This is a genomic window from Robbsia sp. KACC 23696 (genome assembly GCF_039852015.1).
Lineage (GTDB): Bacteria > Pseudomonadota > Gammaproteobacteria > Burkholderiales > Burkholderiaceae > Robbsia.
This window is the reverse complement of record NZ_CP156626.1, coordinates 1,431,317-1,454,040: the sequence shown is the minus strand read 5'-3', so window position 1 is coordinate 1,454,040 and position 22,724 is coordinate 1,431,317. Positions and strand designations below refer to the sequence as shown.

Annotated in this window: 15 protein-coding genes; 5 read left to right on the top strand and 10 right to left on the bottom strand. The window is 62.0% G+C overall.

What is annotated here, in order from left to right:
* The first annotated feature begins 2 nt into the window (after positions 1-2).
* Both ABEG21_RS06055 and ABEG21_RS06050 read left to right on the top strand, forming a co-directional pair.
* Positions 3-989, top strand: a complete 987-nt coding sequence (locus ABEG21_RS06055) for a homoserine kinase (RefSeq protein WP_347556333.1) — start codon at positions 3-5, stop codon at positions 987-989.
* 223 nt (positions 990-1,212) lie between these two features.
* Positions 1,213-2,043: a BPSS1780 family membrane protein gene (locus tag ABEG21_RS06050; RefSeq protein ID WP_347556332.1), complete on the top strand. Its 831-nt coding sequence runs from the start codon at positions 1,213-1,215 to the stop codon at positions 2,041-2,043.
* Positions 2,044-2,146: 103 nt separating this feature from the next.
* Here the strand turns inward: ABEG21_RS06050 and ABEG21_RS06045 are convergent, their stop codons facing one another.
* Positions 2,147-4,522, bottom strand: a complete 2,376-nt coding sequence (locus ABEG21_RS06045; protein WP_347556331.1) for a UvrD-helicase domain-containing protein — start codon at positions 4,520-4,522, stop codon at positions 2,147-2,149.
* Between the two features lie 208 nt (positions 4,523-4,730).
* Between ABEG21_RS06045 and ABEG21_RS06040 the strand changes: the two genes are divergently transcribed.
* The 3 genes from ABEG21_RS06040 to ABEG21_RS06030 all read left to right on the top strand — a co-directional run bounded on the left by ABEG21_RS06040 (position 4,731) and on the right by ABEG21_RS06030 (position 11,540).
* Positions 4,731-7,724 carry a valine--tRNA ligase gene (locus tag ABEG21_RS06040; RefSeq protein WP_347556330.1) on the top strand — a complete coding sequence of 998 codons (2,994 nt, stop codon included), beginning with the start codon at positions 4,731-4,733 and terminating at the stop codon, positions 7,722-7,724.
* A gap of 213 nt (positions 7,725-7,937) precedes the next feature.
* Positions 7,938-8,822 carry a UTP--glucose-1-phosphate uridylyltransferase GalU gene (galU, locus tag ABEG21_RS06035; protein ID WP_347556329.1) on the top strand — a complete coding sequence of 295 codons (885 nt, stop codon included), beginning with the start codon at positions 7,938-7,940 and terminating at the stop codon, positions 8,820-8,822.
* A 498-nt stretch (positions 8,823-9,320) separates the two neighbouring features.
* The gene (locus tag ABEG21_RS06030) at positions 9,321-11,540 is read left to right on the top strand and encodes a TonB-dependent siderophore receptor (protein WP_347556328.1); all 2,220 of its coding nucleotides are present in this window, start codon (positions 9,321-9,323) and stop codon (positions 11,538-11,540) included.
* Positions 11,541-11,603: 63 nt separating this feature from the next.
* Here the strand turns inward: ABEG21_RS06030 and ABEG21_RS06025 are convergent, their stop codons facing one another.
* From ABEG21_RS06025 to alaS, 9 genes are all read right to left on the bottom strand, one after another.
* On the bottom strand, positions 11,604-12,482 hold the full coding sequence (locus ABEG21_RS06025) for an amidohydrolase family protein (protein ID WP_347556327.1): 879 nt from the start codon (positions 12,480-12,482) through the stop codon (positions 11,604-11,606).
* A gap of 27 nt (positions 12,483-12,509) precedes the next feature.
* Positions 12,510-13,844, bottom strand: a complete 1,335-nt coding sequence (locus ABEG21_RS06020) for an MFS transporter (RefSeq protein WP_347556326.1) — start codon at positions 13,842-13,844, stop codon at positions 12,510-12,512.
* Between the two features lie 56 nt (positions 13,845-13,900).
* A complete protein-coding gene (locus ABEG21_RS06015; RefSeq protein ID WP_347556325.1) occupies positions 13,901-14,923 on the bottom strand; it encodes a porin in 1,023 nt (340 codons plus the stop codon).
* Between the two features lie 310 nt (positions 14,924-15,233).
* Positions 15,234-16,799, bottom strand: coding sequence for a glycosyltransferase family 39 protein (locus ABEG21_RS06010; RefSeq protein WP_347556324.1), 1,566 nt, complete (start codon positions 16,797-16,799; stop codon positions 15,234-15,236).
* A 273-nt stretch (positions 16,800-17,072) separates the two neighbouring features.
* Positions 17,073-17,573, bottom strand: coding sequence for a nuclear transport factor 2 family protein (locus ABEG21_RS06005; RefSeq protein ID WP_347556323.1), 501 nt, complete (start codon positions 17,571-17,573; stop codon positions 17,073-17,075).
* 94 nt (positions 17,574-17,667) lie between these two features.
* Positions 17,668-18,597 carry a 2-hydroxyacid dehydrogenase gene (locus ABEG21_RS06000; protein WP_347556322.1) on the bottom strand — a complete coding sequence of 310 codons (930 nt, stop codon included), beginning with the start codon at positions 18,595-18,597 and terminating at the stop codon, positions 17,668-17,670.
* A 15-nt stretch (positions 18,598-18,612) separates the two neighbouring features.
* Entirely contained in the window at positions 18,613-18,846 is a 234-nt protein-coding gene (locus ABEG21_RS05995) for a sulfurtransferase TusA family protein (protein ID WP_347556321.1), read from the bottom strand.
* Positions 18,847-18,887: 41 nt separating this feature from the next.
* Positions 18,888-19,916, bottom strand: a complete 1,029-nt coding sequence (locus ABEG21_RS05990) for a low specificity L-threonine aldolase (protein ID WP_347556320.1) — start codon at positions 19,914-19,916, stop codon at positions 18,888-18,890.
* Positions 19,917-20,009: 93 nt separating this feature from the next.
* Entirely contained in the window at positions 20,010-22,655 is a 2,646-nt protein-coding gene (gene alaS / locus ABEG21_RS05985; RefSeq protein WP_347556319.1) for an alanine--tRNA ligase, read from the bottom strand.
* Between the last annotated feature and the right edge of the window lie 69 nt (positions 22,656-22,724).

Genomic DNA, 22,724 nt, shown 5'->3' with positions numbered 1-22,724 from the left:
GCATGGCCGTCTTCACGTCTGTTTCCGATCACGATATCGCCGCGTGGCTCGCCGACTATCCGTTGGGGCCCTCGTTGGGTTTGCGCGGCATCGCGTCCGGCATTGAGAACAGCAATTTCTTCCTGACCACGGCGAACGGCGAGTACGTACTGACCATTTTCGAAAAGCTGCGTCCGGACGAGTTGCCGTATTACCTGAACCTGATGCGCCATCTCGCGGGTCATGGGATCAGCGTCCCGGATCCGGTGCAGCGCGCGGACGGCAGCCTCTTCGGGCTGCTGCACGGCAAGCCCGCCGCCATCGTGACGCGCTTGCCGGGCAGCGCCGAACTGTCGCCGGCCCCCGCGCATTGCGCCGAAGTGGGTACGATGCTCGCGCGCAGCCATCTGGCCGGACAGGATTTCGGCGTCCAGCAACCGAATCTGCGCAGCCTGTCTTGGTGGCGCGAGGTCACGCCCCTGCTGCACCCCTTCCTGACAGTCGATCAAGCGCAGTTGCTGGCCGATGAAATCGCGCATCAAAGCGCGTTCTTTGCTTCGGACGATTATCGCGAACTGCCGGGCGGTCCCTGCCATTGCGATCTGTTCCGCGACAATGTCCTGTTCGTCAACGATCCGGCCGATGCGACACCGCGCCTGGGCGGCTTCTTCGACTTCTACTTTGCCGGCAACGACAAATGGCTGTTCGACCTGGCGGTCACCGTCAACGACTGGTGCGTCGATCTGGACAGTGGCGAATTGGACATGCCGCGCGTCACCGCCATGCTGCAGGCCTATCAGCAGGTCCGCGCCCTCACCGCGGTCGAACGGCGCCATTGGCGCGACATGCTGCGTGCCGGCGCGCTGCGGTTCTGGACGTCGCGACTCTACGATTTCCACCTGCCGCGCAGTGCGGCCCTGTTGCAGGCGCATGATCCGCAACGCTTCGAGCGGACGCTGCGCGCCCGGATCCGGGCGCAGGATGCGACGATCGACGGCCCTCTGTCCTAAGCGCTCCGCGCGCCGCCAAGCCCTCGCGGCGGCCGATAAGCGACCATCGCGCCGCGGTTCCTGTTATGCTGCGGATCGCCCGAAGCGTTGCGTGAGCGGTTTCACGCACGGCGTCTTACGCGGTCGGACCGCGCTGGTGCATACGACGATTGCCTGCCGCATCAGACGACGACACGCTTCGGTAGCACCCCATTTCCGCCTGTTTTAGCTGATTCGCGACGTCATGCAACTGAAACACGTCACTGCCAAGGACGGCGCGTTGTGGTTCCGCCAGGGCTTGGGTACGTTCCGCCGCAGCCCCCTGCTGTTCCTCGCGCTGTCTTTCGCCTATTTGCTGCTGATGCGCCTCGTGTCGCTGCCGCCCGTCATCGGCACAGTGATCATGCTGATGGTGCTTCCCGGTGTCACGGTGGGTTTCTTCGCCGCGAGCCGCGAGGTGCTGTCGGGCAAACCGGCCTTCCCGAATATCCTCGCTGCCGCCTTTCTGTCCGGCTCGGTGATCGCGCGGCGTTTGCTGGTGCTGGGCGTGGTCTACTTCATCTGCATCTGCGCCGTGTTCGCCCTGTCGGCCTTGGGCGACGACGGCACCTTCGCGCAGATGATGTTATTCGGCAATATGCCGTCCGAACAAGAAATCCGCGCCGGCGCGATGACGACCGCGCAGCAGGCCATGCCGATCATGATGCTCGGCTATCTGGTCGTCGCCGTCATCTTCTGGTTTGCGCCGGTGCTGGTGGCCTGGCACGACGTCCCGCCACACAAAGCCTTGTTCTTCAGCATCTATACGCTGTGGCGCAACAAGATCGCCTTCATCGTGTATGGCGGCTTGTGGTTCCTCACGATGCTGGCATTGTGGGTCGCCGCCTTGCTGTTAACCGCGTTGGCCGGCACCGGCATGGCTGGCACGATCATGGTGATGATGATGGTCGTCGCGGTCTTCGTGACGATGTTCAACTGCTCCTTGTACGCGACCTACCGCGGCTGCTTCGCCGTCGAAGGCCCCCCGATGCCGCCGCAGAAACCGGCGACAAGCCCGACAGCGCCGACGCGCTGATCCACCGTCTGACAATGCGTCGCGACACCGCGTAACCCCTCGCACGCGCGACCGCTTTTCAGACTGGCGGCTGCAAATCGACAGCCGCCCCGCCAAAGCCCCTTCAGTCGTCGATCCGTTGCAGCTTCGCGACCGCGAGTGCCAGCCACTTCGCACCGTGCCGCTTGAAGTCGACATGGGCGCGCGCATCGACGCCGGCCCCTTCCAGCCCGATCACCTTGCCTTCGCCGAACTTGGTATGAAACACCGGCTCGCCGACACGGAAGCCGGTATCGGCCTCCTTGTTCTTCGTCGCATAGGACGGTAGCGGCGCCGGATCGGGACGATAGCTATCGTCGCGAACACGCTCGGTCCCGCCACTCCCCTCGCTCTTTGCGCCGCCGCGCCCGAACCAATCGCGCCCCCAGCCGGCGTTATCGGCGCGACCGCCCCATCGCGCAGCCGGCTCGACCTTTGCCGTCAGCCATTTGAGTGCGCCCTCGGGCAATTCATCGAAGAAACGCGAACGCAGGTTGTAGCGCGTCTGACCGTGCAACATACGGCTTTGCGCGAACGACAGGTAAAGGCGTTCCTTCGCGCGGGTGATCGCGACGTACATCAGTCGCCGCTCCTCTTCCAGTCCCTCGCGCTCCATCGCACTGTTCTCGTGCGGGAACAGGCCTTCCTCGAGACCGGTGATGAACACGGCCGTGAATTCCAGGCCTTTCGCCGCGTGCACCGTCATCAGCTGCACGGCGTCTTGACCCGCCTGGGCCTGGTTATCGCCCGCCTCCAGCGAGGCGTGCGACAGGAAGCCGGCAAGCGGGGTCATCGCCACCGTTTCCGGGGCGCCCGGTATCGGCGCGTCCAACACGTCGACGCCGTCGCCCTCGACGATCGGTGTCGCGGCGCTGGCGCCCGGCGCCATCGGCACCATGCGCGCCGGCGCGTCGCGACGCAGCCCTTCCTCGCCCATGTAAGCGCTGGCCGCATTGACGAGTTCTTCCAGATTCTCCAGCCGCTCCTGCCCTTCCCGTTCGGCCTGGTAATGCGTCTCCAAGCCGCTCGCCTTGACCAGATGGCGTACGAGATCCGGCAGATTCATCGACTGCGTTTCGGCACGCACCTGCTCGATCAAGCGCAGAAAGTTGCCGAGCGACGTGCCCGCTTTACCCGTCACGTAGGGCACGGCCGCCGCCAGCGGGCAGTTGTAGAGGCGGGCCATGTCGCTGAGCTGCTCGATCGACCGGGCGCCGATGCCGCGCGCGGGAAAATTCACCACGCGCAGGAAGGCGGTATCGTCGCCCGGATTATCGATCAGGCGCAGGTAGGCCAGCGCGTGCTTGATTTCCTGACGCTCGAAGAAGCGCAGGCCGCCATACACGCGATACGCCACGCCCGCCGCCATCAAGGCATGTTCGACCACGCGCGACTGCGCATTGCTCCGATACAGCACGGCGATTTCCTGACGCGCCTGGCCCTGGTTGATCAGGGCACGGATCTCCTCGACGATCCAATTCGCTTCCTGGGTATCGGTGGCGGCCTCGTAGACCCGCACCGGTTCGCCATGACCGGCATCGGTCCGCAGGTCCTTGCCGAGCCGCTGCGAATTGTTCGAAATCAGAATGTTCGCCGAGTCCAGGATATGACCGTGGGAACGGTAGTTCTGCTCCAGCTTGATCAGGTGCCGCACATTGAACTCGCGTTCGAAGTCGCGCATATTGCCGACATTCGCGCCGCGGAACGCATAGATGCTCTGATCGTCGTCACCCACGGCGAAGATCGCGTTGTGCTCGCCCGCCAGCATCTTCAGCCAGGCATATTGCAGGCGGTTCGTGTCCTGGAACTCGTCGACCAGGATATGCGAAAAGCGGGCTTGATAATGCTTGCGCAACGCATGATCGCGCTGCAGCAGCTCATAGCTGCGCAACAGCAATTCGGCGAAATCGACGACTCCCTCACGCTGGCACTGCGCTTCATAGGCTTCATAGAGTTCGACGAAGCGGCGGTTGAACGCATCGTTCGCCTCCACCTGCGGCGGGCGCAATGCCTCTTCCTTTGCGCCGTTGATGAAGTACTGCAGATTCTTCGGCGGATACTTTTCCTCGTCGACGTTCAGACCCTTCAGCAGACGCTTGATCGCCGAGAGCTGATCGGCGGTATCCAGGATCTGGAATGCCGGCGGCAGCCCGGCTTCCCGATGATGCGTACGCAGCAGCCGGTTGCACAGACCGTGGAAGGTGCCGATCCACATGCCGCGCGTGTTGATCGGTAACATCGTCGACAGGCGCGAGGTCATCTCGCGGGCGGCCTTGTTCGTGAACGTGACGGCAAGGATGCCGGACGGACTCGCCTGACGCTGACCGATCAACCATGCGATACGCGTGATCAGGACGCGGGTCTTGCCGCTCCCGGCGCCGGCCAGGATCAAGGCCGCCTCGTTCGGCAGCGTCACCGCGGCTAGCTGTTCGGGATTCAGGTTGGCAAGCAGATCGGACATGGACGGGGCGGGATCGGAACGTAAAAAAGGGCGCGATAGAGGCGCAAACCCGCCGCAACGACCGCGGCGGAAAAAACGGCCTTCATTATAAGCGCGACGCAGCTTTCGGACCTAAGCCGCACGGAAGCTGCTCCGCGCCTTGTACACGCCGTATAATCGGCGGTTTACCTTTGCATTACCGCACCAGTAAACCGATTCCAGGCACACCATGAGCGACAGCGATCAACGCCCGAATGGCCCCATCGACGGCCAGCAGACCGGCCAGCGGGCCAGCACGCCGCAAGCAGATTCCCCAACGACGACGCCCTTAGCCGCCACGGCGGCCCGCGAGACCGACGCCGCCAGCGCGGCGAACGCCTTGGCCAAGAGCTTCGACCCGGCCCAGATCGAATCGACCTGGGGCCCGGAATGGGAACGCCGCGGCTATGCCAAGCCGACGCTGGATGCCGATCGTCCCGACTTCTCGATTCAGTTGCCGCCGCCGAACGTCACCGGCACGCTGCATATGGGCCACGCGTTCAACCAGACGATCATGGATGCGCTGACGCGTTATCACCGGATGCTCGGGCATAACACGCTGTGGGTCCCGGGCACCGATCACGCCGGTATCGCGACGCAGATCGTCGTCGAGCGACAATTGGACGCGCAGGGCCTGAACCGTCATACGCTCGGCCGCGAGAAGTTCGTCGAGCGCGTGCACGAGTGGAAGGAACAATCGGGCTCGACGATCACGCGCCAGATCCGACGCCTGGGCGCATCGATCGACTGGTCCCGCGAATACTTCACGATGGACGAGAAAATGTCGTCCGCCGTGCGCGACGTGTTCGTCACCTTATACCGTCAGGGCCTGATCTATCGCGGCAAGCGCCTGGTCAATTGGGATCCGAAGCTGCTGACGGCGGTTTCGGACCTCGAGGTGGTTTCCGAGGAAGAAGAAGGTTCGCTCTGGCATATCCGCTATGCGCTGACCGACGGCAGCGGCACGTTGACAGTGGCCACCACGCGCCCTGAAACGATGCTGGGCGACGTCGCGCTGATGGTGCATCCGGAAGACGAGCGCTATGCGCCGTTGATCGGCAAGACGGTGCGCCTGCCCTTGGTGGGCCGCGATATTCCGATCATCGCCGACGACTATGTCGACCGCGAGTTCGGCACTGGCGTGGTCAAGGTCACGCCGGCGCACGACTTCAACGACTATCAGGTCGGCCTGCGCCACCAATTGCCGCAGATCGAGATCCTGACGCTCGACGCGCATATCAACGACAACGCGCCGGAAGTCTATCGCGGGCTGGAACGCTTCGAGGCGCGCAAGCGCATCGTCGCGGACCTCGACGCCGGCGGTTTCCTCGAATCCGTCAAGCCGCACCGTTTGATGGTGCCGCGTGGCGATCGGACGAACTCGGTCATCGAGCCGATGCTGACCGACCAATGGTTCGTCGCGATGAGCAAGCCGGCACCGGCCGATGCCTTGCATCCGGGCAAGTCGATCACCGAAGTGGCGCTGGATGTCGTACGCGACGGCCAGATCAAATTCGTCCCGGAAAACTGGACGACGACCTACTACCAATGGCTCGAAAACATCCAGGATTGGTGTATCTCGCGCCAATTGTGGTGGGGCCACCAGATTCCCGCCTGGTATGACGAGCAAGGCGGCATCTATGTCGCGGCGTCCGAGGACGAAGCGCTGGCGCAAGCGCGCGCGGCCGGCGTGAGCGGTCCGCTGCGGCGCGACGAAGACGTGCTCGACACCTGGTTCTCGTCGGCGCTGGTGCCCTTCTCCTCGCTCGGCTGGCCCGAGAAGACGCCGGAACTGTCGCATTTCCTGCCGTCGTCGGTGCTCGTTAGCGGCTTCGACATCATTTTCTTCTGGGTCGCGCGCATGGTCATGATGACCACGCACTTCACGGGGAAGGTGCCGTTCGAGACCGTCTATATGCACGGCCTGGTGCGCGATGCCGAAGGCCAGAAGATGTCGAAATCGAAGGGCAATACGCTCGATCCGATCGATATCGTCGACGGTATCGCCTTGGATGCGCTGGTGGCGAAGCGCACCACGGGGCTGATGAACCCGAAGCAGGCGCAGCAGATCGAGAAGAAGACGCGCAAGGAGTTCCCGGAGGGCATCGCCGCCACCGGCACCGACGCGCTGCGTTTCACGTTCGCCTCGATGGCAACGCTGGGTCGAAACATCAATTTCGACCTCGCGCGTTGCGAAGGTTATCGGAATTTTTGTAACAAACTGTGGAACGCCACCCGCTTCGTTTTGATGAATTGCGAAGGCCATGACTGCGGCGTGGACACGTGCAAATCAGACTGCGGGCCCGATGGCTATCTGGACTTTTCGCAGGCGGACCGCTGGATCGTGTCGGCGTTGCAGCAGACCGAGGCCGATATCGCCAAGGGTTTCGCCGATTACCGTCTCGATAACATCGCCGGCGCGATATACCGCTTCGTCTGGGACGAGTACTGTGACTGGTACGTCGAGTTTGCCAAGGTGCAGCTGCAGTCCGGCACGCCGGCCCAACAGCGTGCCACTCGCCGCACCTTGCTGCGCGTGCTGGAGACGATCCTGCGCCTGGCGCATCCGGTGATCCCTTTCATCACCGAGGCGCTGTGGCAGAAGGTGGCCCCGCTGGCCGGCCGTTACCCCGAAGGCGCGCAGCCGGAGGAGGCGTCGATCATGACGCAGGCCTACCCGCTGGCGGCCCCGGAGCGGATCGACGCCGCGGCCGTGGCCTGGGTTGCCGAGTTGAAGGGCCTGATCGATGCCTGCCGGAATCTGCGCGGCGAGATGACGATTCCGCCGTCGAAGCGTGTGCCGCTGCTGGCCAGCGGCGACGCCGCGCGGCTGGCGACGTTCGCGCCCTACGCGCAAGCACTCGCACGTCTGTCGGAAGTGCAGATTCTCGACAGCGAAGCAGCGTTGGACGCCCGCGCCGCCGGCGCGCCGGTGACCGTCAGTGGCGCAAGCAAACTGGCCTTGGAAGTCGAAATCGACGTTGCCGCGGAGAAGGAACGACTGGGCAAGGAAGTAGCGCGGCTGGAGGCCGAGGTGCAAAAGGCGCGCACCAAGTTACAAAACGATAGCTTTGTTGCAAGAGCACCTGAAGCGGTCGTAGAACAAGAGCGGAAAAGACTGGCAGAATATGAGACGACATTGGCGAAGCTCGCGACCCAACTGGGACGCCTGAACGCTGCTTGACTGTCGCCTGAGTCGCCTGACCATCCGTTTCGTACTTGAGCATCGTCCGTCGTGCAGTGCTTTTGGGGGAGATGCGGACGCGGTCAGGCGACATTGCAGTGTCACCGAACACCCTAGGAAGGTCAACCGCCCGAGGTGAGCGCGAACACCGCCGCATTTGTTTGCGATATTGTATTTATCGGTCTTTTTAAATTAGCCGCGGGGGTTTCATAAATGCTAAAAGTCACTAAAGCTGTTTTCCCCGTCGCCGGTCTTGGAACACGCTTCCTGCCCGCGACGAAAGCCAGCCCGAAAGAAATGCTGCCCATCGTCGACAAGCCGTTGATCCAATACGCGGTTGAGGAAGCGGTTGCGGCTGGCATCACCGAAATGATCTTCGTGACCGGCCGCAGCAAGCGCGCGATCGAAGATCACTTCGACAAATCGTACGAAGTGGAAGCCGAGCTGGAAGCGCGCGGCAAGGAAAAGCTGTTGGCGCTGGTACGCAGCATCAAGCCGGCAAACGTGGACTGCTTCTATGTGCGCCAGCCGGAAGCGCTGGGCCTGGGTCATGCGGTAATGTGCGCGGAAAAACTGGTGGGCGATAATCCGTTCGCCGTGATCCTCGCGGACGACTTGCTGTATGGCAAGCCGCCGGTGCTGACGCAGATGGTGGAGAAGTTCAACCGCTTCCACAATTCGATCATCGGCGTGGAAGACGTGCCGCCGTCGGAAACGGCGTCGTACGGTATCGTGACGCCGGATCAACAGCTCGGCGACGATGTGATTTCGCTGTCGGGCATCGTGGAAAAGCCGAAGCCGGAAGTCGCCCCGTCGACGCTCGGCGTGGTGGGCCGTTACGTGCTGAAGCCGGCAATCTTCAAGCACCTGCGTGCATTGAAGCCGGGTGCGGGCGGTGAGTATCAACTGACCGACGCGATCGAGTCGCTGATGCGCGAAGAACAAGTGCTGGCCTATCGCTATCACGGCACGCGCTTCGACTGCGGCAGCAAGCTCGGTTATTTGAAGGCAACGGTTGAATTCGCGCTGCAACACCCGGAAGTCCGCGAGCAATTCGCCGAATACCTGCGGACGCGCTCGCCGGTTCTGGAAAGCTGATCGATCTGCGCAGCATGTCGATCTGATCGGCGTGCGGGATGGAAAGCGGTGCCCTGCACTGTTTTCCGCGTCCCGTATGCCGATTTTTTTTCGCCTTTTTTCAGGCGATCAGCGAATTACGCTGTCACATCCCCGCTTCGCCTCTTCCCGCTGCTGCTGGCCCCTGCGCCCTTTTTGTCTTTTCTCCCTCGCCAAGGCGTTGCCGGGGCACGCTGTCTGAAATCACGGACAATCGCGATTTGAGTGGCCCCCTCGCCTTCGCCCGTCAAGCCCGGAAATACGGGCGTCCCCCCCACACCACAGAAATTTCCTGCAAGAAAACAGATTATTCAAAAATGATTACGGCTGACTTAACAGGAACTATAATCGCAACGATTCTCATTTAGATGAGCGTTGGGGACGTCGGGAAGTACTTGATACGGCATCTTTTTATCACGCATTTCCACGACGGCGCGCTTGCATTCGCCTGCTTTTTACACACTGATCATTCGACACTTTATGGCTGCTCTCGATTCGAACCGGCATATCAGACCGGTCCTGTCCGTCTCTGCTTCTGCTGTCCGCCGCGCGTTGTTCCTGTTGTCGATGCCGATCGCGTTCGGCGCCGGCGTCGCACACGCTCAGTCCTCGACCGATACGACCGGCGATACGAAGACGCAGAGCGCCTTGCCCGGCGTGGCGGTGTCGGCATCAAGCGCTCCGGTAGCGCCCGAACAAGCGACGTTCGGCGGCGGACAGGTCGCAAAAGCGACGTCGCTCGGCGTGCTGGGCACGCAGCAGCTAATCAATGTTCCTTTCAGTGTCACCAGTTACACGGCGAAGGCGATTCAAAACAAGCAATCGCAGACGGTCGGCGACTTCCTGCAAGCGACGGATCCGAACGTTCGCGTGTCGATGAACTCGGGACAGTTTGCTGAGAACTATACGATTCGCGGATTCCAGCTGTATTCAGATGATGTATCGATCAACGGCTTGTTCGGTCTGACGCCGCGCCAGATGGTTCTGTCCGATGCGGTCAGCCGCGTCGATCTGTTCAAAGGCACGAATGCGTTTGTCAATGGCGCTCCCGCCGGTGGCACCGGCGTGGGCGGTGGCGTCAACGTCGAACTCAAGCATGCCGACGACAAACCGCTGACCGAAGTCACGACCAAGGTGTCCGGCTCGGGCCAGGTAGGTGCGCATCTGGACGTGGGTCGTCGTTTCGGCAGCAACGATCAATTCGGTATTCGCTTCAATCAGTCCGATGACGGCGGCGAAACCGCGGTCGACAAGCAAAAGCAATACAACAAGACGACGGCGGTTGGCCTCGACTGGCGTGGCGAGAAGTTACGCCTCACAGCGGACTTCCTGTACCAACGGATGAAGATCGACCAAGGTCGCACGACGTTCACCGCGACCGGTGCGGTGCCGTCGGTCCCGTCGGCAACCTCGACGTTTGCGCAGCCGTGGACCAACTCGAATCTGGAAGATACGATCGGCATGGTCGGCGCCGAGTATGACTTCGCACCGGGCTGGACCGCCTATGTCAAGGGCGGCGCCCGCCACGGCAACGAGCACGGCAGCTACTCGAGCCCGGCCTACAGCGGAGCGACAAATACCGCGACCGCTTATCGTCTGACCACGGCGTTCAAGGAAGATTCGACGTCTGCAATGGGCGGCATCCGCGGCAAATTCAACACCGGCCCGGTCTCGCACCAATTCAATTTGGGCGGCTCCATTGTCAGCGTGGACCAGAAGTCGGCGTACACGTTCAGCGCTTTCCCTGCGTTCAACACGGATTTGTCGAACGTCGTCGACGTACCGCGACCGGCTGACGCGTCGGGCGCCGGTAATTTGGGAGATCCGGGTACGATCGAGCAGGTTGTCAATCGCAGTATCTCGGTATCGGATACGCTCGGTTTCCTGAACGATCGCGTACTGCTGACGGTGGGCGCACGCCGCCAGGAACTGCGCCAGCAGACCTACGGCTATACCGGCACGCAGTCGGGCATGTATGACCAGTCGGTCACGACGCCGATCTTCGGCCTCGTCGTCAAGCCGCAGGATAATCTGTCGGTGTACTTCAACCGCGCGGAAGCGCTCGTGCAAGGCGGCGTGTCGTCGTCCGCTGGCAATATCGGCCAGGTATTCGCCCCGTACCGCTCGCGTCAGTTGGAACTGGGATCGAAGTACGATCTCGGCCGTTTCGGCACGAACGTTGCCCTGTTCCAGATCGAACAACCGGCCACCTATACCGATCCGACGACCCTCGTGACGAGCCAAGGCGGCAAGCAACGTAACCGCGGCGTCGAAGTCGGCTTCTACGGCGAGCCGATCAAGGGCCTGCGTCTGACCGCTGGCGCGTCGTATACCGATGCAAAGCTGCTGAAGGCCTCGACGGCAGCGAACGACGGCAATACGGGCGTGGGCGTGCCGGCCTGGCTGGCGAACATCAGCGCCGACTACGATATCCCGCATGTGCCGGGCCTGGCAGTGAACGCCGCCTGGATCTACACGAGCCGCCAGTACCTGGACGAGGCCAACACCTTGTCGATCGGCGCATGGAGCCGCTTCGACGTGGGCGCGCGCTACGCAACGCAGGTATTGGGCAAGGACGTGACTGTGCGCGCTACCGTGCAGAACGTCGCCAACCGCTCGTACTGGGCCTCGACGTACGGCGGCTACCTGTCGATGGGTAACCCGCGTACGTTCTGGCTGTCGCTGACGACGGACTTCTAAGAAAGCCGTCCCCCTAGTCGCGCGGCGCTCTCGTAACACCTGAGGGCAGCGCGCGACGCCCCATCAAAACCCATACAACCGCGCGGGATTCTTCACCAGCAGCTTTCGCAGCGCGTCGGCATCGCCGCATAGCGGCAACACATCGACGAGATCGGCATCGTCGTCCACGGCATTGCGCGGATTGGGATGCGGAAAATCCGTGCCCCACAGGACCCGGTCCGGCGCGGCGGCTAGTAGCGCGCGCACATAGGGCACCGTATCGGTAAAGGGGCGCCCTGTCGCCGAGACCCGATCGATCGCCGACACCTTGATCCAACATGCCTCGCGCTCTGCCCACGCAAGCAGGTTTTTAAAACCTGGCTGCGCCAAACTGGCAGCGTCGGCGACATCGACACGCCCCATGTGATCGATGACGAAGGGCACCGGCAAGTCGTCGAAATACGGCTGCAGCGTCTCCAGATCGGATGCGTTCACGTGCACGGCGATATGCCAGCCGAACGCCGCGATCTTTGCCGCCACCAGCCGAAAGACTGCACGCTCGGGAGGCGTCCACAACTTCGGGATAAAGCCGAAACGCACGCCGCGAATCCCGCCTTCGTGAAGGATCTCCAGCTCGGCCTCGCTGATCGACGCATCCACCAGCGCAATACCCCGCCGCGAATCTGGCCGATCGGCAATCGCGTCGAGCACGATGCGGTTGTCGGTGCCATACACGGTGGCCTGGACGATCACCGAGCGATCGACGCCCAGTCGCGCATGGAGCGCGCTCAGGACCCATTTATCTTTTTCTTCCGGCGTGTAGTGACGCGCATCGGCGTAGGGAAATCGATCGATCGGGCCGAGGACATGGCAATGCGTATCGCAGGCCCGCGACGGCATCTTGTAATGCGGCATGCGCAACGAGGACAGCCCTGCATTGACTGCTGCTATTTCTTGCTCCACGGTGGAAGTCTCCATGTGGCTAAAGGGTCAGGCCGAATGCGTCTGCGCACGCACGCGGGCACCACGGACACGATCCGATGCGTTTCTGCGCGGCGCCGCCGACGCGCCACCATCGGGCATCCACCGCGTGGTGTTCCACAAGCTGATCAGAATCAACAACGCCGCGCTCCCGATGATGAACACGGCGATCGCCGTCGGCAACCCGATCAACGGTGCCGAGCGCGCAATACCATACGGTGCGATCGAACTCGCCGCCGTCATCGCATAACTGATACCGACGCCCGTCGCCCTCCCTTTCGTGGAAAACCGGCGCGCCTGATACAAAGGCAGCACGCCGAACAGCCCGCTTGCAAAAAGCCCCATCAAACAAGCGCCCAAGCCCAGCAGCCAGACGTCCGATACCAAGGTGTAAAGCGCGGTCAGCGGAATCACCGCACACAAGAAAAAGAGAACGGTGCGGCGCTCGCCAAACACGCTGGTCGCATAACCGCACAACGGCTTCCCCGAAATCGATCCGACCGAATAGGCAATCAGGAAAGGATAGATCCGATTGGCATCGAAGTGATGCACGGTAATGAGGAAGGTCGGATACAGCACCTGCACCGACCACAGCAGAAAATTAATCGCGCCGGAGAACAGCCAGGCCTGCAATACCGCCGGATTGAATTCGAACGCATCACGCGCACGCCGACACGGCCGGCTTTTCTGATCTTCGAGCCAAGCCGGCGACTCCGCGATATTGCGACGAATAAACACCGTCAACAATGCCGGTACCGCACCCAGGACGAACATCCAGCGCCAACCGAAGATCGGAAACAGCAGGTGGAAGGCACCCGCCGCCAGCATATAGCCGATCTCGTAACCGGCCACCATGATGCCTGATGCATGCGGCCGCACCCGCTCCGGCACCGTCTCCATCAGCAGCGACACGGATACGGTCCACTCCCCGCCAAAGCCGATCCCGAACAAAATCCGCAACACCATGAACGAAGCATAGCTCCATGCGAGCCCGCTCAAGCCGGCCGCACAGGAGAACCACAGCACTGCCGCCATGAAGACGATCTTGCGCCCATACCGGTCCGCCGCATAGCCCCACCCAATCGTCCCGACAATCTTGGCAAGACCGGTCGCCGTGATGATCAGCGTCATGGCCGGCAAGCCCGCGTGGAACACCCCGCCGAGGTGAGGCAGCAGGAACAGCAGCATGGCGAAATCGAAGGAATCCAATGCCCATCCCGCCGTCGCCGCAGCCACGATATGCCAATGCTCGCCCAACAGTTGCCACTGCCCCTTCTCGCCGGGCGATGTGGCATCGCGTGGCCCCGGCGTTTCCGACGTCTTGTTCCCGTCAAATTGATTCACGTTTCCTCTCCTCCCTCTCGCCTGTCTCGATACACGGACAGACCGCAAAAGCACTGTCAGAACAGCTCGTTGATCCCCATCGTGATAGCCAGTTGGTGCGACGCGTGCACGGCATTCAGCGTGGTATTCGTGATGTAACTGCCGTGATAAGTGGTGTAGTCGCTTTCCAGATAGAGCCTCGAGCGTTTCGACAGCGAATACACGAGGCTGGCGATCGCCAGGTTTTTTCGACCATTCGATGACGGGATATTCGTCACGTAATAGCCCGCTCCTAATTGGGTAAAGGGCGTGACGTCGTACGTCAAACCGCCCCAATAGTTTTCAGTCCGCGTGGTCGGGTTAGGACGGGCGTTGCCGGTGCTTTCGCTCATGAATCCGCCGGCCAGGCGCAGCGTGCCGAAGCGCAGTTCGGTACCGGTGGCCACGTAGTCGTCGGGCTGGTAGATCGTGCCGACGAGCACGGTACGATGGATATACGTGCCGCCGATATTGAAAAAGCCCACCTTGTATTGCAGACCCACGCCCCGCGCGGTGCCGGCGTTGAAATCGCCGGCGATGCCCCCCGGCGCGATCTCGGCACTAAACTTGAACGGCCCGTACGCGCCCTTGTACTTGATATCGTTATTGAAGTGCGTCCCGTCCACGGCCGGCGATAGCGGCAGGATGGCCGGATAGGAAAAATGAAAGGGGTCGTAGTCGTAGATGATGTCGTGACCGAGCGTGTATTGCCGCCCCAAGTCCAACGATCCGTAAGGGCCGCCGAGGCCGACATACGCGAAACGGTTGAACAGCAAACCCGTGGTGTTATCCAATGCCCCCGTGGCGGTATTGAATCCGGATTCGAGCATGAAATGCGCGTTCCACCCGTTGCCCAGGTTTTCCACGTCGCCGAGATCCCAGCGATTTGCCGAAAACCAGCCGTTGGAACTCATCGTATATTGCTTGGCCGTACCGTTGCTGATGTAACGCACGCCTCCGTCGATATCGCCGCTCAGTGTCACCGAATTTTGGGCGTGGACCGCGCAATACGCCGCCATGCCGCATACCAGCACGCAAGTGTGCCGAAGCTTTATTTTCATTGTAGGCCGCTCGATAGTCTTATCGTTCCGGCTTCGGCGGACACAAGGTCGTGTGGCACTGCGTCGGTATTCGCCCGCGCACCCACGCCTCGCGGCTAAGCAGTGCGATGCGCTCACGCGCTCGCCTACCTGCCGTTCATGTCGGGTCTCCTCCGGCATGACGCCACCGGCGTGCTCTTCGTCTCCAAAAGAGCCTCACTAAGCCGGACTATCGAAAATACTGGCCGCAGCGCGCAGGCACGTCTATTGAATAAACAGGCCGACGGCTTGACGAAACGGTTAAGGGTCCGCGCGGTATCAGGGCTAGCCCCTATCGGCTCGACGGCATCACAAAAAGGAAAAACGACCTGCCGGGAAGCGTTCTTCCCCACCCCTGCTTCGCAACCGTGAGCGTGAGCGGCAGCACGCCACTCAGCTCCCCTGCCCGTTCGATACACGCCCCATCCTCCCTGCGACAAACGAACAGCGCGCCATTCGCGTAGAGGTCGGAAAGCGCAAGCCAGCGCGTTTCCAGCGGCCGCACCGGATTCCAGTAGCGCGTGGTGCCCGCCCCGTAAAAGGCAATCGACCCCGCGTCCTGAATCGATCCGGCGACGATGGGCATGGCATGTCCCCTCTGCTGCTGCCACACACGGTGTGCCGCTTCGGCCAGCTCGATGCGGGGCGCGATCGCCCCCTCTGTGCCGCGCAATGCGCCCCCATAGCCCACGAGGGCGCTCACGGCGAGAACGCATGTCCAATACATCAGCATCATGGGCAAGACGCGCTTTGCCACCAATGCGACACCACGATCCTCGAGGGCCCACAACCACAACGGCACAATGGCGAACCACTGTGCCATGCCCCAGACAGACGCCATTTCGGTCTTCGTCACAAGGGCAAGCCCCGCTACCACGATCATGGGGCCGAATGCGAGCCACCAGACATCGGGACAGCGTGACGGTTTGACACTCGCTTGCAACATCGCCCCCAGCGCCTTGAATCGATGCTGACGAACGAGTACCAGCAAGACGACGCTGCTTGGCAACAGGTAGGCGAATTGCGCGAGTGCATACATGCCAAGGCGGCGCGTGGCTGCCGTGCGCGTTCCACCGCTACGATGCTGCGCGTAGGCCAGCGTTGGAAAGTCCTCACTGATCAGCCAGTGCAGATGCGGGAGCAGCACGATCGTGCCCGACATCACGATCCACAGTGACGCTGGCCGCAATAGTCGCGCACGCCAGACCGGCCGCGCCAATGCAGCGAGCAGCAGCGCGGCCAACAGCACCACGGAGAAGTACTTGCCCAGCACCGTGGCGCCTGCGAGCGCACCCAACAACACCGCGGATCGCCAGCCGCCCCCCTGCATGAAGCGCACGAAAAAATAGGCCGTCCACGGCCATAGCGACAGCAGCACCGCGTTCGCATTGAACTTGATCGCAAGGGTTGAATACAGCGGCGAAACCGCCATCGCCAAGCCGGCAATCACGGCGAGATGATGCGGTAGAAACCGCCGGGCAAGTGCGGCGATGCCCAGCAGCCCCAGCATGGCGTTCAGCGCCGACAACGCAAAGTACGCGATATCGAAACGCGGAAACACCATAAACCACGCTGCGGTGATCCACGCAAAAAGCGGCGGATGTTTGGCATACCCCGGCTGCCATTCGATGCCCCAGATATAGTTCTCAACCATATCGCCGGGCACATCGAGATTGCCGCGTGACAGCCAGGCAGCAAGTGTCCAGATGAACACGTGTGTCGCGAGCATTGCGCTCAGCGTCAAGGGGCTGAAACGGGCAACGCTTTCCCGCGCGACAGCCCATCGTCGCCGCGCGGCACAAGGTGGGGAAAGAGAGCGATGCGCACGGGCACCATCGAGCGAGGAGCGGTCCTGCATCTTGTCGTCTGGTGGACGACGCAAGCACCCGAAGACCGTTGCTGTTCGCGTCGTGCTACGTTGATCAGACTTGAACCGCCATGGGGGGCAGGACAGTGTGACGGGAAAGATGCCGATAGTTACATGCCTGTCCGGCAGCGCGCGCGAAACCTGACCTTTGTTGAAATAAAATCAGTTAAGCGAAGCATCCCGTCACGCTGCTTGATCCGACAATGACGGTTTATTCGAAACGACCCTTGGAAAACCGCGAATCATGCGCGATTCAGGCGATCCTCACTTCGCCACGCGCGCCACGCCGAAGGGATTGTCGACGGCATAGGCCCAGCTACCGTCCGGGCGCCGTCGTGCCACGTCGGTGCCGGTACCGCTTGCATCGGCATGGCCGTCACGCCCGATGAGACGCCAATTCACGATAATCAGGCCGGCAGTGTCGGATGACAATATTTCCATATCGCCGCCCTTCAGGGCCGAGTACTGTTCGCGAAATTTCTTGAAGGCGGCCAGAATGGCGGTACGACCACGGTGCTTCACGCCGTCGGGCGTGACGAAAATACTGTCTTCGTCGTAGAGCGTCGCCAGACCCGCGAAATCACCGTTATTGAAGTATTCTTCGGTGAACTGCGCGACATCCGTTGGAGATTGCGCGAGACGATATCCGCCTTTTTCGGCGTGATTGTGAATATGGGCGGGGGAGTGTCCCTGTGCCCACGCCGTTGAAGCGATACCCGCCGATAAGATGAGGGCCAGCGTGGCGGATAGGAACGGCTTCTGCATTGAGACACCTCGATACCTTGGTTGATGTCTCGCCACAATAGCCTGCGTCGGGGCAAGCAATAACCGCCGACCGTCTCAAATCACGCCACTATATTCAAACCGGTGTGGTCACCGACTCACCGCGAAAAACGCGTTGCGCGTTTTCGATAAACAGTGTGACCTGCCCTTCCACGGCCTCGTGAGAGGAGCCGGCGACGTGGGGCGACAGCACCAGCGTCTCGAAGCCCAACAGCGGCTCCGGCTTGGCCGGTTCCGATTCGTAGACATCGAGCCCGGCACCGGCAATCGTCTTGTTTTTCAGGGCCTCGGCCAGCGCGGCCGTATCCACCGCGCTGCCTCGCGCGACGTTGACGAGGAAGCCCTTCGGACCCAGCGCCGTCAGCACTTCAGCGTTGACCATATGGCGCGTGGCGGGGCCGCCTGGCATCGCCAGCACCAACACATCGCACCATGTGGCCAAGGCCAGCACATTGGCGAAGTAGGCATACGGCAGCGCGTCGCGCTTGTTGCGCGTGTGATAGGCGACTTCGCAATCGAATCCCAGCACGCGCTTGGCCACCAGCTCGCCGATGCGCCCCATGCCGACGATACCCACCCGCTTGCGGCTCAAGATCGGCAGCAGATCCTGCCCGTCGCGCCAGCCGCCGTCATGGACAACCCGATCGAACTTCGGCACTTTGCGGAAGGCGCCGAGCATCAACGCCAAGGCGTGGTCCGCCACCGTGACCGCGTTCGAACCGGCGCCGTTGCTGACGGCGATGCCTTTCGACTTCGCATGATCGATCGCCAGGTTCTCGGTACCGACACCGTAAGCGCTCAACACCTTCAACTTCGGTGCCGCATCGATCTCCTCGGGGGAAAAACCGATCGATCCATTGGTCAGCACCGCCACCGCTTCCGCCAGCCGACTCCGCGCTTGCTTGCGTTCCGCGTCGTTCGTGGCCATCACCACCTCGAACGCATCGGTGAGCAAGGGCATGTATTCCGCGGGAATCGGGATATTGAGATAGAGAACGGGTTTCATATTTTTGAGATAGCGTCAGCGGCGCCGAAGCAGGAAAGTGAATACCTTCTCATGCACACTGCTCTCGACGATCGTATTCCCCGTCTGCTTTGCAAACGCCGCGAAATCGCGTTGCGAGCCGGGATCGGTGGCAGTCACTTTCAGGATCTGCCCGGTGGTCATATCGGATAAGGCCTTCTTTGCCCGCAGGATCGGCAACGGGCAATTCAGCCCGGTCGCGTCCACTTCCTTGTCTACTGCTACCGTCATCTATTCCGGCCGGATAGCGCTCCGGCGCCTCCTTTGATGTCTTATGCGGCGGTCACGTCGCGCAGATCCGCGCCAAAGCGCGCCACCATCTCTTCGGGCGTGTCCCATGCGCACATCAGCCGGCACCCACCGGCCGCGATGAAGTCATGGAAGACCCATCCCTTGGCGCGCATCGCCGCACTGACGGCGGGCGCCATGTCGGCGAAGACGGCATTGGCCTGCACCGGATGCGCGATTTTGACACCCGCCGAAGCGACTTCCTGCGCCAGACGCTGCGCCATCGCATTCGCATGGCGCGCATTGCGCAACCACACGTCGTCATCGAGCAGACCGAGCCACGGTGCCGAGATGTAGCGCATCTTCGAGGCTAATTGCCCGGCTTGCTTGACGCGATAGGCGAAATCTTCCGCGCGCGCCTTGTCGAAAAAGACGACGGCCTCCCCTACCGGCAAACCGTTCTTCGTACCGCCGAAGCACAATACGTCGACACCCGCCTTCCACGTGACCTCGGCCGGCGTGACTTGCAGCGATGCCACGGCATTTGCAAAGCGCGCGCCGTCCATATGCACCGCCAAACCGTGCCGATGGGCCAGGTCGCTCAAGGCGCGCACTTCGTCCACGCTGTAGACGGTGCCCACTTCGGTCGACTGCGTCAGCGTCATCGCCTTCGGCCGCGGCCAATGGATATCGTTGCGGCGCGTGATCACCGATTCGACCGCGACCGGATCGAGCTTCCCGAGCGGGCCGCGCGACGTGATCAGCTTCGAACCGTTGGAGAAAAACTCCGGCCCGCCGCATTCGTCGGTCTCGACGTGGGACAGCTCGTGGCAAATCACCGACTGGTAGGACTGACACAGCGACGCCAAGGCCAAAGAATTGGCCGCCGTGCCGTTGAACACGAAAAACACTTCGCAGTCCGTTTCGAACAGATTGCGAATGCGATCGCAGACCTGCTTGGTCCAGCTGTCGTTGCCGTACGCGACCTCATGCCCGGTGTCGTTCGCGTTCACCAGATAACGCATCGCTTCCGGGCAGACGCCGGCGTAATTGTCTGATGCAAAATCCTGCATGCTCATGGTCCTGTGCTTATCCCCAAAGGCGATAACGTCGATGAATGACCGCTGGCATCGCGGCACGAAGGATCGCGCCGCGATGCCTGTCGCTTAAGCCGGCAGCTTCGACGCCACCCAGCCCGACACGCTGGCCAATGCAGCCGGCAACGCCGCCGCATCGGTACCACCGGCCTGCGCCAGATCCGGGCGGCCACCGCCCTTGCCGCCGATCTGCTGCGCGACCATATTCACCAGTTCACCGGCCTTGACCTGCTTCGACGCTTCCGGCGTCACGCCGGCCACCAGGCTCACGCGGCCATCGGCAACCGATGCCAGCACGATTGCGGCATGCTTCAGCTTGTCTTTCAAGCGGTCCACGGACTCACGCAGCACCTTGGCATCGGCACCGTCGAGGACGGCGGCCAATACCTGCACGCCACCGATTTCCACGGCCTGTGCCAACAATTCGTCGCCTCGGCTGGAGGCCAGTTTCGACTTCAACGCGCCCAGTTCCTTCTCCAACGCACGCACCTGCTCCTGCTGCTGCGCGATACGCTGGGTCAACTCCGACGGTTGGACCTTCAGGACCTGCGCCGCCGCGTTCAGACTGTCGTCGAGACGCTGCACGAAGCGCAAGGCGTTATCGCCGGTGATCGCCTCGACACGGCGAATACCCGCCGCCACGCCGCTTTCCGACGTGATCTTGAACAGGCCGATGTCGCCGGTCCGCGTCACGTGCGTGCCGCCGCACAGTTCCATCGAGCTGCCCAGCTTCAGCACGCGCACTTCGTCGCCATACTTCTCGCCGAACAGCGCCATCGCGCCTTCCTTGACGGCATCGTCATACGACATCGTGCGCACCAGCGCGGCCGCGTTCGACAGTACTTCGGCATTGACGCGTTCCTCGACGCGACGGATTTCGTCGGCCGACATCGGCGAATGATGCGCGAAGTCGAAACGCGTCTTGTCCGGATCGACCAGCGATCCCTTCTGTTGCACATGGCCGCCCAGCACTTCGCGCAAGGCCTTGTGCATCAAGTGCGTCGCCGAGTGGTTCCGACCCGTGCGGGCGCGACGCACGCCATCGACCTGTGCCGCCACGACGTCGCCCACTTTCAGCGTGCCTTGCTCCAAGGTACCGTGATGGCCGGATACGTCGGTCTGCACTTTCTGCGTGTCGTGCACGGCGAAGCGCGATGCATCGGTCGTCAGCAAGCCCTGGTCGCCGACCTGACCACCCGATTCGGCATAGAACGGCGTGTGATCGAGGACGACGACCGCGTCCTGTCCCGCCTGGACCGTATCGACCTTCGCGCCGTCGACATACAGCGCGATCACGCGCGCATCGTCGGACACGATAGCGTCATAGCCGAGGAACGACGTTTTCTCGCCGGCGTATTCGAGACCGGCAGCCATCTTGAATTTGCCGGCCGCGCGCGCCTGATTGCGCTGCCGCTCCATCGCCTGGTCGAATGCCGGCTCGTCCACCGCGATCTGTCGCTCACGACAGACGTCGGCGGTCAGATCCAGCGGGAAACCGTAGGTGTCGTGCAGCTTGAACGCCAGTTCGCCGGACAGCGTCAATGCCGCCTCCGGCGACGTGCGCGTGGCTTCCAGCTCGCCGATCGCCGCTTCCAGGATCGTCATGCCATGCTCGATCGTCTCGAAGAAGCGCTCTTCCTCCTGACGCAGGATATCGGTCACGCGACCCTCTGCCTGCGCCAGCTCGGGATAAGCCTCGCCCATTTGCGCGACGAGGTCGGGCACCATCTTGTGGAAGAACGCGTCGCGACGGCCGAGCTTGTAGCCGTGACGGATGGCGCGACGGACGATACGACGCAGCACATAGCCGCGTCCTTCGTTACCCGGAATCACGCCGTCGACGATCAGGAAAGAACAGGCGCGAATATGGTCGGCAATGACTTTCAGCGAGTTATTGCCGAGATCGGCCACGCCCGTTTCCCGCGCCGCCGCCTTGATCAAAGCCTGGAACAGGTCGATCTCATAATTGCTGTGGACGTGTTGCAGCACGGCCGCCACGCGTTCGAGGCCCATGCCGGTATCGACGCAAGGCTTGGGCAGCTTCGTCATTGTGCCCTGCGCGTCCCGGTTGAACTGCATGAACACCAGGTTCCAGATCTCGATGAAACGATCGCCGTCTTCGTCGGGCGATCCCGGCGGGCCGCCCCAGATTTCCGGGCCGTGATCGTAGAAGATCTCCGAGCAAGGGCCGCAAGGACCCGTGTCGCCCATCTGCCAGAAATTGTCCGAGGCGTAACGGCTGCCCTTGTTGTCGCCGATGCGAATGATCCGCTCGACCGGCACGCCGATTTCCTTTTCCCAGATGCCGAATGCCTCGTCGTCCTCGAAGTAGACGGTGACGGTCAGCTTGTCCTTCGGCAGCTTGAACACTTCGGTCAGCAATTCCCAGGCGAAATGGATCGCATCGCGCTTGAAGTAATCGCCGAAGGAGAAGTTGCCGAGCATCTCGAAAAACGTATGGTGGCGGGCCGTGTAGCCCACGTTTTCGAGGTCGTTGTGCTTGCCGCCGGCCCGCACGCTGCGTTGCGCGGTGGTGGCGCGGCTATAGGGCCGCGGGTCATTGCCCAGGAAGACGTCCTTGAACTGCACCATGCCGGAGTTCGTGAACAACAGCGTGGGGTCGTTCGATGGCACCAGGCTGGACGAACGGACGACCGTGTGTCCCTTCGATTCGAAGAAACCCAGGAACTTGCTACGGATATCGGCGGCTTTCATGACGTATCTGACGTGTGTGGCGTGCGGCGGCAATGTCGGCATCCGCTGCGCGAGGGCGCAGCGCGACTG

What these genes read in the sequence shown, in the direction of transcription:
- ABEG21_RS06055 (WP_347556333.1), top strand. Translation starts at nt 3, where the DNA reads ATGGCCGTCTTCACGTCTGTTTCCGATCACGATATCGCCGCGTGGCTC.
- ABEG21_RS06050 (WP_347556332.1), top strand. Translation starts at nt 1,213, where the DNA reads ATGCAACTGAAACACGTCACTGCCAAGGACGGCGCGTTGTGGTTCCGC.
- ABEG21_RS06045 (WP_347556331.1), bottom strand. Translation starts at nt 4,522, where the DNA reads ATGTCCGATCTGCTTGCCAACCTGAATCCCGAACAGCTAGCCGCGGTG.
- ABEG21_RS06040 (WP_347556330.1), top strand. Translation starts at nt 4,731, where the DNA reads ATGAGCGACAGCGATCAACGCCCGAATGGCCCCATCGACGGCCAGCAG.
- galU (WP_347556329.1), top strand. Translation starts at nt 7,938, where the DNA reads ATGCTAAAAGTCACTAAAGCTGTTTTCCCCGTCGCCGGTCTTGGAACA.
- ABEG21_RS06030 (WP_347556328.1), top strand. Translation starts at nt 9,321, where the DNA reads ATGGCTGCTCTCGATTCGAACCGGCATATCAGACCGGTCCTGTCCGTC.
- ABEG21_RS06015 (WP_347556325.1), bottom strand. Translation starts at nt 14,923, where the DNA reads ATGAAAATAAAGCTTCGGCACACTTGCGTGCTGGTATGCGGCATGGCG.
- ABEG21_RS06010 (WP_347556324.1), bottom strand. Translation starts at nt 16,799, where the DNA reads ATGCAGGACCGCTCCTCGCTCGATGGTGCCCGTGCGCATCGCTCTCTT.
- ABEG21_RS06005 (WP_347556323.1), bottom strand. Translation starts at nt 17,573, where the DNA reads ATGCAGAAGCCGTTCCTATCCGCCACGCTGGCCCTCATCTTATCGGCG.
- ABEG21_RS06000 (WP_347556322.1), bottom strand. Translation starts at nt 18,597, where the DNA reads ATGAAACCCGTTCTCTATCTCAATATCCCGATTCCCGCGGAATACATG.
- ABEG21_RS05995 (WP_347556321.1), bottom strand. Translation starts at nt 18,846, where the DNA reads ATGACGGTAGCAGTAGACAAGGAAGTGGACGCGACCGGGCTGAATTGC.
- ABEG21_RS05990 (WP_347556320.1), bottom strand. Translation starts at nt 19,916, where the DNA reads ATGCAGGATTTTGCATCAGACAATTACGCCGGCGTCTGCCCGGAAGCG.
- alaS (WP_347556319.1), bottom strand. Translation starts at nt 22,655, where the DNA reads ATGAAAGCCGCCGATATCCGTAGCAAGTTCCTGGGTTTCTTCGAATCG.